A 13,546-nucleotide genomic window follows, 5' to 3' on the forward strand; every position below is an offset into this window, starting at 1 on the left:
CGAGTGCGGGATGTGGTGACCGGTGCGCGCCGGATCGTGGTGAAGGTGGGGTCGTCCTCGCTGACCACCGCGGCGGGCGGCATCGACGACAAGCGGATGGACGCCCTCGTCGACGTCCTCGGCGGGCTGGCCACGGCCGGCCGTGAGGTGGTCCTGGTCTCCAGCGGCGCGATCGCCGCCGGCCTGGCCCCGCTGCAGCTGAGCCGGCGACCGCGTGACCTCGCCACCCAGCAGGCCGCGGCCTCGGTGGGCCAGGGCCTGCTGATCGGGCGGTACACCGCTGGTTTCGCGCGGCACGGGCTGACCGTCGGGCAGGTGCTGCTCACCGTCGACGACGTGACCCGGCGGGCGCACTACCGCAACGCGTACCGGACCCTGCGGAAACTGCTCGACCTGGGCGCGCTGCCGATCGTCAACGAGAACGACACCGTCGCCACCGAGGAGATCCGGTTCGGTGACAACGACCGGCTGGCCGCGCTTGTCGCCGCGCTCGCCGACGCCGACCTGCTGGTGCTGCTCTCCGATGTGGACGCCCTCTACACCGGCAACCCGTCCGATCCGTCCTCGCGCCGCATCGGCCTGGTCGCCGACGAGTCGCACCTGTCCGGCATCGACATCGCGACGCCGGGGCGCTCCGGCGTCGGCACCGGCGGCATGGTGACCAAGGTGGAGGCGGCCCGGATCGCCACCGGGTTCGGCATCCCGGTGGTGCTCACCGCCGCGCCCCTGGCCGGCCCGGCGCTGGCCGGCGAGGATGTCGGCACGCTGTTCGAGGCGGCGCCCTCCCGGCCGGCGGCCCGGCTGTTCTGGCTGGCACACGCCACCACCCCGCGCGGCCGGCTGCACCTGGACGCCGGGGCGGTCGCCGCGGTCGTGGCCCGCCGCAAATCGCTGCTGCCGGCCGGCATCACCGCGGTGGACGGGTCGTTCGCGGCCGGCGACCCGGTCGACCTGGTCGACGCCGGGTCCGGCACGCCCGTCGCCCGCGGTCTCGTCAACTACGACGCGGTGGAGCTGCCGGCGCTGCTCGGGCGGTCCACTCCGGAGTTGGCCGCGGCACTCGGTCCGGGCTATGAACGAGAGGTCGTGCACCGCGACGACCTGGTGCTGCTGTAGCCATCGTTGATTTTCTGAGGAGTTTGCCATGAGTGTGCTGGAGCAGGCGGCTGCCGCCCGGGTCGCGGCCATCGATCTCGCTGCGGCGACCCGCGCCGAGAAGGACCGGGCGCTGCTGCTGATGGCCGACCGCCTGGTGGAGCGCACCGACGACATCGTCGCGGCGAACGCCGTGGACGTCGCGAACGGCCGGGAGAACGGCATCGGCGAGGCGATGATCGACCGGCTGACGCTGACGCCGGAGCGGGTCCTCGCGATGGCCGACGGGCTGCGCCAGCTCGCCGCGCTGCCCGACCCGATCGGTGACGTGGTGCGCGGCTCCACGCTGGCGAACGGGCTGGAGCTGCGGCAGGTCCGGGTGCCGTTCGGCGTGGTCGGGATGATCTACGAGGGGCGGCCGAACGTGACAGCCGACGCCGCCGGCATCTGCCTCAAATCCGGCAACGCGGCACTGCTGCGCGGCTCCGGCTCGGCCTTCTCCTCGAACGCCGCGATCGTCTCCGTGCTGCGCAAGGCGGTCACCGACGCGGGCCTGCCGGCCAACGCGATCCAGCTGCTGGACGCCACCACCCGCGACTCGGTGAAAGAGCTGATGCGCGCTCGTGGCCTGGTCGACGTGCTGATCCCGCGCGGTGGCGCCTCGCTGATCAAGACGGTGGTCGAGCAGTCCACGGTTCCGGTGATCGAGACCGGGGTGGGCAACTGCCACGTCTACGTGGACGCCGCCGCCGACCTGGAGAAGGCGCTCGCGGTCACCGTGAACTCGAAGACCCAGCGACTCTCCACCTGCAACACCGCGGAGTCCCTGCTCGTGCACGCCGAGATCGCCGACTCGTTCCTGCCGCTGGTGCTGGAGGAGCTCGCGCTCAAGGGCGTGACAGTGCACGGTGACGCGCGGGTCGCCGGCTACAGCGACGACGTGATCGCCGCGACCCAGGAGGACTGGGGCACCGAGTACCTCTCCGCCGACATCTCGGTGGCGGTCGTCGACTCCCTGGAGGACGCGCTGGACCACATCCGCCAGTACGGCACCGGCCACACCGAGGCGATCGTGAGCGAGTCCGTCACGGCCACCCGGCGGTTCGTGGCCGGGGTGGACGCGGCGGCCGTGATGGTCAACGCGTCGACCCGGTTCACCGACGGCGGGGAGTTCGGGTTCGGGGCGGAGATCGGCATCAGCACGCAGAAGCTGCACGCCCGGGGGCCGATGGGGCTGCCGGAACTGACGTCGACGAAGTACGTGGTGACCGGCAACGGCCACACCCGCTGACCGCCCCCGCCCCCAGATTTCCGATCTTGGCGATTCGCCGACGAGCAGCGTTGGGAGATCGCGGCCTCCGCGGGGGCTGCGGGAGGCAGCGAGGGTTAGCGGCAGGCTCGCAGGGCCGTCAGGGTGATGTTGACGTCGAAGAGTGGGCCCTCGTTGCTGTCCCAGCCACCGTCGATGCGCTGGGTCTCGGCCAGTCGCTTGCGGGCGCTCTGGAGCAGCCAGTCGTCACCGAGATTGACCCGGCGCAGCGCGGCCGCCATCGCCGCCACGTCCGCCGGGGCCATGTCCGGAAGCCGCTCGCCGAGCACCTGCTGCACCCGCGCCGACTCGTAGTAGAACTGGCGCTGGTGCAGCAGACCCGCGGCGTGCCAGCCGACCGCCAGGAACGACGGCCAGGTGCCGTCCGGGTTCAGCTGCGACACCACCCAGCCGGCGGCGCGGGCGAGCGTGTCACCGTACGGCGAGCGGGTCTGATAGGGGTCGGCCTCCACCGCGGCCGCGGTCAGCCAGAAACCGGCCACCGACGTGAGGTAGAGGGTCGCCTCCGGGTCACCGGGCATCGCCCACGGCGGGGCCTGCTCGGCCAGCGACTCGTGCTCCTGCCAGGTGCCGTCGCCGCGCTGGGCCACGGCCAGCCAGTTCAGCGCGCGCTCGACCACCGGGCCGCGCAGGCTGCCCAGGTCGTCCAGCTCGGCCAGGCGGAAACAGGTGGCGTCGATCGACGGGACCCCGCCCTCGGCGGATGCGGACCAGCCACCCTCCGGCATCTGCCCCGCCGCGATGCGGTCGACGACGTCCTCCGGCGCCGGCTGACCGGTCCGGAGGTACGACAGGCGGGCACGCTCGACCGGGTCACCGTGTGCGACCACGTACCCGATAGCGGCATCTATATCGACCACTGTGGTGACGCTACCGTCCACTCCTGAGTTTCGCTGTGCCGATCGGTATGAGTGACTCTAGGGAGTTGCCACGCCAACCCCCTAGAGTGACAGTCATCAGTACGCCGGCAACGACGGGTCGACCGTGTTGACCCAGGACACGATGCCGCCCTGCACGTGCACCGCGTCCTTGAAACCGGCCGCCTTCAGCGCGGCCAGCGCCTCCGCCGAGCGGACACCGGACTTGCAGTGCAGCACGATCTGCTTGTCCTGCGGGAACTGCGACAACGCCGTACCCGAAAGGATCTCGCCCTTGGGGATCAGGACCGCGCCGGGGATCCGGTTGATCTCCCACTCGGCCGGCTCGCGGACGTCGACCAGGAAGATGTCCTTGCCGGAGTCCTGCCAGTCCTTGAGCTCACGGGCCGTGATGGTCGCGTTGAAGGTGGCCTCCTGCGCCTCGACCGAGACCGCGCCGCAGAAGTCCTCGTAGTCGTCCATCAGGTCGGTGAGCGTCGGGTTCTCCCCGCAGAGCACGCAGTTCGGGTCCTTCCGGACCTTGATCTTGCGGTACTCCATCTCCAGGGCGTCGTAGACCATCAGGCGGCCGACCAGCGGCTCACCGATGCCGGTGATCAGCTTGATCGCCTCGTTGACCTGGATCGAGCCGATCGACGCGCAGAGCACACCGAGGACGCCGCCCTCGGCACAGCTCGGAACCATGCCGGGCGGCGGCGGCTCCGGGTAGAGGCAGCGGTAGCAGGGACCGTGCTCCTCCCAGAAGACCGAGGCCTGGCCGTCGAAGCGATAGATCGAACCCCAGACGTACGGCTTGCCGAGCAGCACCGCGGCGTCGTTGACCATGTAACGCGTCGCGAAGTTGTCGGTGCCGTCGACGATCAAGTCGTACTGGCTGAAGATCTCTTTGACGTTGTCCCGGTCCAGCGCGGTGTTGTGAATGACCACGTTGACCAGCGGGTTGATCTCGGCGATGCTCCGCGCCGCCGACTCCGCCTTGGGCGTGCCGACGTCGGAGACGCCGTGGATCACCTGACGCTGGAGGTTGGACTCGTCGACCGTGTCGAAGTCGATGATGCCGAGCGTGCCCACGCCGGCCGCGGCCAGGTAGAGCAGCGCCGGCGAGCCGAGGCCACCCGCGCCGACCGCGAGGACCTTCGCGTTCTTCAGCCGCTTCTGCCCGTCCATCCCGACATCGGGGATGATCAGGTGTCGCGAATAGCGGCGGATCTCATCGACGCTCAGCTCAGCGGCCGGCTCGACGAGCGGGGGCAGAGCCACAGTTCACTCCCCGGGGTTCGGTGGATTCGGTGTTACGGAACGCCGACCATTGTTGCTCGTCGCGACGCAACACGCCCATGACGAGGGACACGGGCCCGACATGCGGGATCGCGGAATAATCAGGCGGCCGGCTCACCCGAGTACCGTTTGCCGTCGAGATAGGGCCAGGCGTTGCGGGTGCAACCCTTCAGGCCGTACGTCTGCGGCATCATCACCGGCGCCTTCTCCCCCTCGCCCGGACACGCCTCGTGCCCGTGGCCCAGTTCGTGCCCGACCTCGTGGTTGATCGCGTACCGCCGGTACTCGTCGACGTGCTCCGCGTACTCCGGGATCGCGTCCGTCCACCTGTCGACGTTGATGATCACCTGCCCGGGGACCCGGCACGAGGTGAAACCATCGGTGTGCAGGCCGCCGGTGGCGCACATCTTCTCCGACGTGCCCGCCGACGCCAGATAGATCGTGAAGTCCGCGTTGCCGGCGCTCGGCACCCGCCGCAGCCGCAACCGCCCGTCGTTGACCCAGCTCCGCTCGTCACCGAGGGTCCGATCGATCATCTCGGCGAACGCGGCCGGCGCCGTGCCGTCCACGGTCTTCTCCACGGCCACCCGGAAACGGTGCAGCTTCCCGCCGGTCCCGAGCATCGGGCCGCGCGACTTCGCGTACCGGAACTCCCCTGCTCCTTGGCCTGCCGCCTCCTCCTCGACCGGCGCTTGCGCCCGCACATCGTTCGGCACGATGCCCTGCGTCGGTGCCGGGGCCGGGGTCTGCACGCCTGCGCCTTCGCCGAGGCCTGCCGGTTCGGGCGGGAGCGGCTTGTCCTGACTGCGGAGCTCATGACCCACGATCAAAACCCCGGCAACCACCATGAGGTACGCGAGGAGCACCGTCCGCCGTCGTCGGCGAATGGTCCGTCGCGTTCCGGCGTCCGGCGCGCCGTACCGAGCCGTCGCGTCGGGGTCGGGGTCGTAGTCGGCGGGTTCGCCGTCGGCGGTTCGGTTGGCGGCTGTTTGGTTGGCGGCTGTTTGGTTGGCGGCGGTTCGGTTGGCGGCGGTTCGGTTGGCGTCGCGGGCGAAGGCGGCTGGCAGGAAGCCGTCGTCGTGGTCGTCATGGTGGGGGTGGCGGTCGTAGTCGTCGGTGTCTGTGGCCGGGCGGTGCCCGGGGTGTGGCTGGTCCGGGTCGGATAGGTACAAGCGCTCGGCTGTCGTGTCCTCCGGGGTTGAGTCGTGGGTTTCCGGGGGGTAGGCCCAGGCGTCGTCCGGGGCGATGCTGTGGGCCGGCGCTGTGCTGTGGGTTTCTGGGGTGTCGTGTTGCTGCGGCTCGACGTGGGTGGGGGTCGCTTGGCGTGTCGCTGCCTCGGGCAGGGTTTCCGCATCGGGGTGGTTGTGGGTTGGCGCTTCTCCCCAGATGGGCGTCCCTTCCCACACAGACGCCTCGGCGCGGGTGGCTGTCTCCGCTCCGGTGGCTGTCTCCTGGAGGGTGGGCGTCTCCGCCAGGGTGCCTGTCTCCTCGCGGGTGGCGGTCTCCTCGCGGGTGGGCGGAATGTACAGATTGGCGGGCAGCTCGGCTGGGAGCCGGAGGCTTGCCGGGAGACCCCTCGCCGGTCGGCTGTGCTCGTAGTGCTCCTCGACCGCCTGGGTCTCATGCCCCCAGTTGGTGGCTTGTTCCGGTTGTGCGTCCGGCCGAGCCTCGACAGCGGAGTCGGCCGCCCCCGGCATCGCAGCGGACGCGGGCGTCAGCGAGGCGGGCGTGGACTCCAGAGACGGCGTGGGCACAGACGTGGTCTTCAGCGATGACGTAGGCGTCCGCGACGGAGTGGACGTCCGCGTGGCCGATGCCGGCGCGGGCGGAGATGCCGGCGCTTCGGGCGCGCGGGCGATGACGGGTTGGCTGGGGCGGGAGGCGGCCAAGCGCTCGGCCGCAAGCTCCAGGATTCCCCGCGTCATCTCGGTGCGCTCGGGTCCGGTGTGCTCGGGTCCGGTGCGCTCAGCTCCGGTGCGCTCGGATGGAGTGTGCTCCGGTTGAGCGTGCTCGGATAGGACAGCGTCCTTCCGGTTAGGAAGCGCACGAGTACTCGCGGCGGCGCGGGTCGACCGGTTCGTCTTTGTGGAAGCGCCCGACCGGGCTTCCAGTGCAGCTTCTACGGATCGCACGCGTGCCGGTGTGGCCCGGTTCTCCGGAACGGCTTTGGCCGGTCCGGCACCGCGGCCCGCGAGAGCTGCTCGGTTTGCGGCTTTCGTGCTGTCGGCTTGCTTCTTCGCTCGCGAAGTCGCCTTCGGCTCCGCGACCGCCTGTTCCGCGGTGGCACTCGACGCGCTGTTCTTGACGCTGTTCGTGGACGTGCGCCGCATGCTCTTCGCGGGTGGCGGCGTGGGTTCGGGTTGAGTCGCCGAGGTGGTCTTGCGCGCGGCCCGGCTGGACGTCTTGCCGGTCGGCTGCTCGTCAGCAGGCGGACGGCTCGACGTCGATTTGACGGCGGACGACCTGACAGCAGAAGACGCCTTGACGGCCGTCGACTTGACGGCAGCAGACGCCTTCACCGCAGCAGAAGCCTTGACCGCAGCACGCGCCTTGACCGGAGTCGACTTCACCGCAGCAGACGCCTTGACGGCCGTCGACTTGACCGGCAGGGACTTAGCCGCTGTTGATTTGCCGGTTGCCGATTTCGCGGCACTCGACTTGACGGCGGTGGACTTGAGGGCGGTGGACTTGAGGGCGGCTGGTTTGACCGGGGCTGACTTGACCGCCGACGTCTTGACTGCAGTTGACTTGACGGGTGTTGAGTTCGCTGTCGACGGGTCGGCTTGAGTTGACTTGACGGGTACAGACGTCGTGGTGGACGAGTTGACTGCAGTTGATTTCTTTGTGGTCGACTTCGCGGCTGTCGACTTTGAAGGATTCGCGACTTCTGTCGTCTCGTCTTCCGGATCCTGCTCGGCAGCATGCTTCCCGCCCCGGCGTGCGGGCTCGGCAGACGCGGTCACCACGGCCCGGCCGGATGTTGACGTGGCAGCAAGCGTTCGGCTACGACCAAACGCCTCGTTCGCCTCGGCGTGCAGCGGTGTTGTCTCGTCTGGTTCCGGGTCGGCGGCGCGGTGTGCTCCTACCCGCACCGGTGGCAGACCGGCCATCAGCGCGGCCTCGGCTCGGGAACGCTCGACGGAACGCCCGGCGAAGGAAGCACCGGGCTCAGCGGGGCTATTTGTCGCGTTTGCCATAGCAACCGCCAGCGTGCCACGACTCGCCGCTTGTCACAGGACTTTCGCGTTTCCGTCCGGAAGATCCGGGACGGTCACCTTGCCTGGTGGACGAGCCGCGACGCCGCACGGCTCGTCGGCGAGTCACTCAGCTTGAGTTGATCGCCGGTTCCGACTTCTCAATGAAGCGCCTGACGCCGCTGGGGGGGTAACGGGGCAGCGAGGCCGGCGGCGCATGCTTTGGCGCAACCGCCGATGGCGAGTGCACCCCCGCACCGCGGTTACTCCGGACGTGTGGAGTTCAGGCACGCTCTAGTCACCCCGTGTGCCGGAATCCGAGGTAAAGGCGGCGCTTCGCGGAAAACTCGGGACGCCCCGGGCCCCGCAGGCTTCCGCGATGCCGCAGTGTTCCGCCGACGCCGGTGACCGACCGTGACACGGCGCGCCAACTCCCGCATTTCCGGTGCTCACAGCCCCGCGAGGGCGGCGCGACTCGGGCTGCCGCCCATGTGAGGGTGGCGCACCCGCCCGCCACGGCTCGGGCTGCGGCCCATGCGCAAGCCGCCATCAGCTAGCCGGGACCAGCGTCAGATCGCGGGGCCCGCGAAGCTGCGGTTGTCCCGGCGAGGCCAGGCGTACGGCACGCAGCCGCGCAGCGTCAGTGTCTGCTGGACCATCACCGGGGCGGGACCGCCCTTCTTCGGGCAACCCTGATGACCGTGGCCGAGCTCGTGCCCCACCTCATGGTTGATCACGTAACGCCGGTAGGTGGCCAGCTCCACCTCGGCGTTCAGATAGGGCGTCGCCGACAAGTGCCAGCGGTCCAGGTTGATGATCGCTTTGCCGGGGGTACGGCAGGAGGTGTACGGGACACCGCCCACCCTGATGTTGGTGCCGCCCCGGGCACACATCTGACCCGCCGTGTCCCGGGTCGCCAGGTAGACCGTGAAGTCGGCCTTGTCGGCGCCGGTGACCATCTGCAGGCGCAGGTTGCCGTTGCCGATCCAGCTCCGCTTGTCGCCGAGGACCGACTCGACCTGTGCGGCGAAGGCGTCGGCGTCCTCGTTGCTGCCCTTCTCCACGGCTACCCGGAAACGGCGCAACTGCCCCTTGTGGCCGAGGACGGGACTGCGCTTGGACCCGTACACAAATTGGCCTGAACCGTGCGTGGGCACCTTGCCGGAAAGTCGCAGCAGGCCCGCCGCCGGGAAGGGAATGGCGGACGAGGGCGAAGCCGAGGCCGCTTCCCCGACCGGCGCGCCGGGAATGCCGAAGAGCGGTGGCGTGGAGGCGCCCGGCGACGCGGCGGCCGGCGGCACGGAGCCGGACAGCGGCTGTGACGGGGGGTCTAGCGGCGCCGCAGGATCGAGCGGCGACGCGGCGGACGGCGACGGCGACGGCGAGGAGGCCGCCACCGGCGCCGGGTCGGCGGTCACCTGGTTGCCGATCACCACCGCGATCAGCACGACGAGCGTGAGCGCGAGGATCACCAGCCAGGACTGCCGCCACCGATCGGCGCGGTCAGAGCTGTACGGCCCGGCAGAAGAAAGCCCGGCAGACTGCGGCCCGGCAGAAGAAAGCCCGGCAGACAAGAGCCCGGCAGGCGGCTCGGCGGGCGGTGTTGAAGAGATCATGGGTCTTTCACCCTGGCACACGCTGTCGATCCGGCCCACCGAAAGTTGATCAACTGCGGTGTGGCACACAGGGACCGGGTGAAAGGTTTGAACTCAGTGTGGAGCGGTTTGCCGGATGTCGTCGAGCAGGCCCACGATGCCCCGGGCCACCAGCCTCGGCACCTCCATCTGGGCGACGTGGCCCACGCCCGGAAGCACCAGCAGCCGGCTGTCCGGAATCGCCCGCGCCACCTGGGCCGGCACCCGCGGATCGACCAGCTTGTCGTTGAGACCGCCGATCACCAGCGTCGGCGCCTGGACCCGGGCGGCGAGCCGCCACTGCGAATTCACCCCCGGGAGGTACGCCCGGAGGAAGCTCCCCACCAGACCCCGGAGGGTGCCCAGGTACGCCTTCGGATAGTGCGCCACCGTGTAGCGCAGCTGGATCTCCTCCATCGCCTCGGCACGGCGCTGCGGATGGACCTTGGTGGTGTCACCGAAGCAGGCGGCGAGGACCTGCTCGGCCATCTGCTCGGCGGTCACCCGGGTCAGCGCCCACGCCATCAGCCGCTCGGCGCCGGGCAGGGCGAGCAGCGGCAGCACCGGACCCTGTGCGGTGCGGCGCGGATTCAGGAACGGCATAGCCGGCGAGACAAGCGTCAGCGTGCGGACCAGGTCGGGGCGCAGAGCCGCGACCCGGACCGAGATCGAGCCGCCCAGTGAGTTGCCGATCAGGTGGACCGGCCCCCGGCCGGAGTGCTCCAGGTAATCGATGAGCGTCGCCGCGAAGGCCGGGATGGAGTAGCGCGGGATCGCGTCGCTGTAGCCGAAGCCGGGCAGGTCGACGGCCTGCCCGTCGAGACGGTGGGCGAGCAGGCCGGCCAGGTCCGTGAAGTTCTGCGAGGAGCCGCCGAGGCCGTGCACGTAGACGGCCGGCTCGGCGCCCGGCTGCCCCGGGGTGTCCCGGACGTGCAGCATCGAACCGCCGACCGTGACCCGGCGAGCGGGCCAGGGCGAGGGGATCTCATCCGCCGACAACAGCGCGCTGTCGTCGGCCAGCACCGCGCCTTTCATCAAGCCAACAGTGCCTCAAGGCGCCGGTTGACCGCCGCCAGTGTGGCGCGGACCATGGCATGCCGTTCGTCACCGGTCACCACGGCGGAACCGGCCAGCTGTTCCACCCAGCCGCCGTCGCAGGAGAGCAGCAGCACGACGACCGCCACCTGCATCTGGCCGAACGAGACAGCGGCGGCGTGCTCCACGAAGCAGCGGGCCGGGCCGTGCTCGTGCTGGGACGTGGCGAGCAGCTCGTCGACCGCTCCGGCGGTGGCCGTCGCGCAGAGGCGCAGAAGGTAACCGTCGACGGCCGGACCGGTCGCCACGCCGGACGCGGCGCGCTCGCCGGCGCGCAGCCGGACCTCCACGCTGGCGTCCGCGCCGAACGTGTTGACGTGCACGTTCTCGATGACCACGCGGGGGCCGGGGCTCTCACCCGGGTCGAGCGGGCGGGGCCGGCTCGCGTCGACCGGGACGAGCGAGGCGCGCTCGACGGCCGGGGTCCGCTGAGCGGGAGCCGCCGAAACCGGAGCCGGCGAGAACGGAGACGCCGAGACGGGCGGCGCCGAGAACGAGGGCGCCGAGACGGGCGGGGACGACACCGGCGCGGGGGTGACACGCGGCGGGGCGGAGGCCGGAGCGGCGGAGACGGGCGCCGCGGAGACCGGGGCCGGCACCGAGGCCCGGCCCGGGCGGGCCTGACCGGGAACGATCGGGGCGGACACCGGCGCGGCCGCGCGCGGCGGCGCCGAGATCGGGGCGGCCGCGCGGGGCGGCGCGGAGATCGGGGCAGCCGGGCCGTCGGTGGGCATCGCCGCGTCCAGGCCCATCCGGTCCTGGAGCAGCCGGGCCACGCGGCGGCTCACCTCGGCCGGGTCGGCGCCGTCGGACAGGTCCAGCCGGAGGCTGTGCGCGCCGGCCGGGGTGGCTCGCAGCGACGCGTCGCGGACACCTGCCACGCCGCGCACGGCGGCCAGGATGTCCTGGACGTCGAAGCCCTCCTGCCGCTCCTGCACCGGCACGACGTCACCGCGGCGCAGATGCGTCGCGATGCGCGCCAGGGCAGGCGCCTCGGCCGATGGCTCCACGGAGGGCGGCTCCGGAACTCGGGGGACGTCAGGCTGGGCCGGCACCCGCTGCGGCAGCGCGCCGCTGGGCTCGGTCACGGCCGCGGCGAGCGCGCTGTCCGGCTCCTCGGCACGACCGGGCGCGGGGTACGGGCTGGCGTCGTCGGTGAGTGGGTCGGTGGCTGGGGGGAACGCGACCGGCGCCGGGTCGTAGCGGCGCGGGAAGCTGGCCGAATCGTACGCCGGGCGGGCCAGCGCGGCCGGGTTGTCCACCGATCGCTGGTCACCCGCGGCTGCCGGGTCGATCTGGGGCAGGCCCTGCGCCAGCGTGTCGGTGACGAGCGCGTGCCGGGACCGCTCGGCCGGGGCCGGAGTGGCCGGGGCAGTCGGCGCGGCCGCCGCGGGCTCGGTGGCGGGCGCCCAGTCGGGCCTGGTCATCGGCATGGTGGCGCGTGGCGGCGGACCGTCCCGGTAGGAGTCGTCGAGATCACCCTCGTACGGGTACGGCGGTGCGCTGTTCGGCCGCGGCGCGGCGGCCGGGCTGACCGGCGTCGGGCTGACCGGCGTCGGGGTGGCGGGCGTGCGGCGGTGGCCGAGGATCTCGGCGAGGCGGCTGCGCTCACCGGGCCACGGCGCGGGCGGGTCGGCTGTCACGGAAGGGGGATTCTCCACCTGGTTCTGGGCCGGAACGGCTGACGACGGGAACGACTGACGCCCGAACGGGCGTCCATCCGACGGGCGACGCCACGGCGGCACGTCCGTCTCCTGCTCCACTGCCGCGCCCGCGTTCGACCACGGACTGTCGGCGTTCGCCCACCCGTTCACTCGACTGCGGTCACGCGAGTCGGCACCGTTACCGCTCCCTGCGGCCCCGGTGTCTCCCGAATGCCCTGTTTCATCCACCGCGTGCTCCTCGCTCGCCCCTGCTGAGGCTACCGTGTGGTTGCAGTGGCGATAAGTTGCAGCGTCGCGACAATTGCCCGCACGACCGCGACAAGCGCCGATCCGGGCAATCCACGACGACGAACCGCGGGGACCGACCCCCTGGAGGTTGAAGAAATGACCGCTGCGTCCGGCGGGGCACAGACCGCCCGACCGACCCGCCTGCCACGTTCCGCGCGCCGCAAGCAGCTGCTGGCCGCGGCGCAGCAGGTCTTCGTCGCGCACGGCTACCACGCCGCGGCGATGGACGACATCGCGGAGCGTGCGGGGGTTTCCAAGCCCGTTCTCTACCAGCACTTCCCCGGCAAGCTGGAGCTCTACCTGGCCCTGCTGGACACGCACTGCGACGCGATAATCGCCAAGGTGCGGAGCGCCATGCTGGCCACTCCCGACAACAAGGAACGCGTCAAAGGCGCGGTCCGCGCGTACTTCGACTTCATGGATCACGAGAGTGAGGCGTTCCGGCTGGTCTTCGAGTCGGATCTGCGCAACGACCCGCAGGTGCGCCAGCGGGTCGAGCGGGTCGAGCAGGGCTGCATCGCGGCTGTGACCGACACCATCATCTCGGATACCGGGCTCCGCCCGGATCAGGCCGAGCTTCTGGCGTCCGGCCTGGCCGGAGCGGCCGGACAGGCCGCGCAGTTCTGGCTCGCCAACGGCCGGCGTACGCCTAAAGCTGAAGCCGAAGCGCTCGTAGCAGCGCTGATCTGGCGCGGGATCGCCAGCTTCCCGCTCCAGGGAGGTTCATCAGCCGGAACGCCGCCGGAAATCGGATAGCCTCATCAGCGGAGAACGTTGACAGAGGAGGGCTCCGTGGAGGTCAAGATCGGCGTGCAACATTCGCCGCGTGAGCTTGTGCTGGAGAGCGCGCAGACCCCGGCGGAGGTCGAGCAGGCGGTGTCCGAGGCGCTGGCCAAGGACGGCGTGCTGACGCTGACGGACGAGAAGGGCCGCAAGGTGATCATCCCGGTCGCCAAGGTGGCCTACGTGGAGATCGCCGAGGCGTCGCACCGCCCGTTCGGCTTCACGACGCGCTAATCGACACATAGCTATACAACGGGAGGGCGCCCTGATCGCAGGGTTCCCTCCCGTAACTTGCTCTCGGGTGCGT

11 protein-coding genes are annotated in these 13,546 nt (G+C 70.9%); 5 read left to right on the forward strand and 6 right to left on the reverse strand.

Going from position 1 to position 13,546, the window contains the following annotated elements:
• Positions 1-3: 3 nt before the first annotated feature.
• The gene (gene proB / locus AB0F72_RS04360; RefSeq protein WP_360424921.1) at positions 4-1,116 is read left to right on the forward strand and encodes a glutamate 5-kinase; all 1,113 of its coding nucleotides are present in this window, start codon (positions 4-6) and stop codon (positions 1,114-1,116) included.
• A gap of 28 nt (positions 1,117-1,144) precedes the next feature.
• The gene (locus tag AB0F72_RS04365; protein WP_360424924.1) at positions 1,145-2,386 is read left to right on the forward strand and encodes a glutamate-5-semialdehyde dehydrogenase; all 1,242 of its coding nucleotides are present in this window, start codon (positions 1,145-1,147) and stop codon (positions 2,384-2,386) included.
• Between the two features lie 95 nt (positions 2,387-2,481).
• On the opposite strand, the gene AB0F72_RS04370 is transcribed toward AB0F72_RS04365, so the two are convergent.
• The 3 genes from AB0F72_RS04370 to AB0F72_RS04380 all read right to left on the reverse strand — a co-directional run bounded on the left by AB0F72_RS04370 (position 2,482) and on the right by AB0F72_RS04380 (position 6,335).
• Positions 2,482-3,285, reverse strand: coding sequence for a squalene--hopene cyclase (locus AB0F72_RS04370; RefSeq protein ID WP_360424927.1), 804 nt, complete (start codon positions 3,283-3,285; stop codon positions 2,482-2,484).
• Positions 3,286-3,381: 96 nt separating this feature from the next.
• Positions 3,382-4,563, reverse strand: coding sequence for an adenylyltransferase/sulfurtransferase MoeZ (gene moeZ, locus AB0F72_RS04375; protein WP_360424930.1), 1,182 nt, complete (start codon positions 4,561-4,563; stop codon positions 3,382-3,384).
• 119 nt (positions 4,564-4,682) lie between these two features.
• Positions 4,683-6,335: a DUF3152 domain-containing protein gene (locus tag AB0F72_RS04380; protein WP_360424933.1), complete on the reverse strand. Its 1,653-nt coding sequence runs from the start codon at positions 6,333-6,335 to the stop codon at positions 4,683-4,685.
• A 619-nt stretch (positions 6,336-6,954) separates the two neighbouring features.
• Between AB0F72_RS04380 and AB0F72_RS04385 the strand changes: the two genes are divergently transcribed.
• Entirely contained in the window at positions 6,955-7,368 is a 414-nt protein-coding gene (locus AB0F72_RS04385; protein WP_360424936.1) for a hypothetical protein, read from the forward strand.
• A gap of 976 nt (positions 7,369-8,344) precedes the next feature.
• Here the strand turns inward: AB0F72_RS04385 and AB0F72_RS04390 are convergent.
• From AB0F72_RS04390 to AB0F72_RS04400, 3 genes are all read right to left on the reverse strand, one after another.
• Entirely contained in the window at positions 8,345-9,247 is a 903-nt protein-coding gene (locus AB0F72_RS04390; RefSeq protein WP_360424939.1) for a DUF3152 domain-containing protein, read from the reverse strand.
• 237 nt (positions 9,248-9,484) lie between these two features.
• On the reverse strand, positions 9,485-10,444 hold the full coding sequence (locus tag AB0F72_RS04395) for an alpha/beta hydrolase (protein WP_360424942.1): 960 nt from the start codon (positions 10,442-10,444) through the stop codon (positions 9,485-9,487).
• The gene (locus AB0F72_RS04400; protein WP_360424945.1) at positions 10,444-12,147 is read right to left on the reverse strand and encodes a Daple; all 1,704 of its coding nucleotides are present in this window, start codon (positions 12,145-12,147) and stop codon (positions 10,444-10,446) included. Before AB0F72_RS04400 ends, AB0F72_RS04395 begins: the two co-directional genes overlap by 1 nt.
• Before the next feature lie 405 nt (positions 12,148-12,552).
• Here AB0F72_RS04400 and AB0F72_RS04405 point away from each other — a divergent pair, with 405 nt between their 5' ends.
• On the forward strand, positions 12,553-13,212 hold the full coding sequence (locus tag AB0F72_RS04405; protein ID WP_014440658.1) for a TetR/AcrR family transcriptional regulator: 660 nt from the start codon (positions 12,553-12,555) through the stop codon (positions 13,210-13,212).
• A gap of 36 nt (positions 13,213-13,248) precedes the next feature.
• Positions 13,249-13,473 (forward strand): DUF3107 domain-containing protein, encoded by a 225-nt coding sequence (locus AB0F72_RS04410; RefSeq protein ID WP_360424949.1) that lies wholly within the window; start codon positions 13,249-13,251, stop codon positions 13,471-13,473.
• Positions 13,474-13,546: the final 73 nt, after the last annotated feature.

The organism is Actinoplanes sp. NPDC023936 (genome assembly GCF_040639325.1).
Lineage (GTDB): Bacteria > Actinomycetota > Actinomycetes > Mycobacteriales > Micromonosporaceae > Actinoplanes.

Excerpts from the sequence above, each read along its gene's own strand:
- AB0F72_RS04395 (WP_360424942.1), bottom strand. The coding sequence starts at position 10,444 with ATGAAAGGCGCGGTGCTGGCCGACGACAGCGCGCTGTTGTCGGCGGAT.
- AB0F72_RS04365 (WP_360424924.1), top strand. The coding sequence starts at position 1,145 with ATGAGTGTGCTGGAGCAGGCGGCTGCCGCCCGGGTCGCGGCCATCGAT.
- AB0F72_RS04405 (WP_014440658.1), top strand. The coding sequence starts at position 12,553 with ATGACCGCTGCGTCCGGCGGGGCACAGACCGCCCGACCGACCCGCCTG.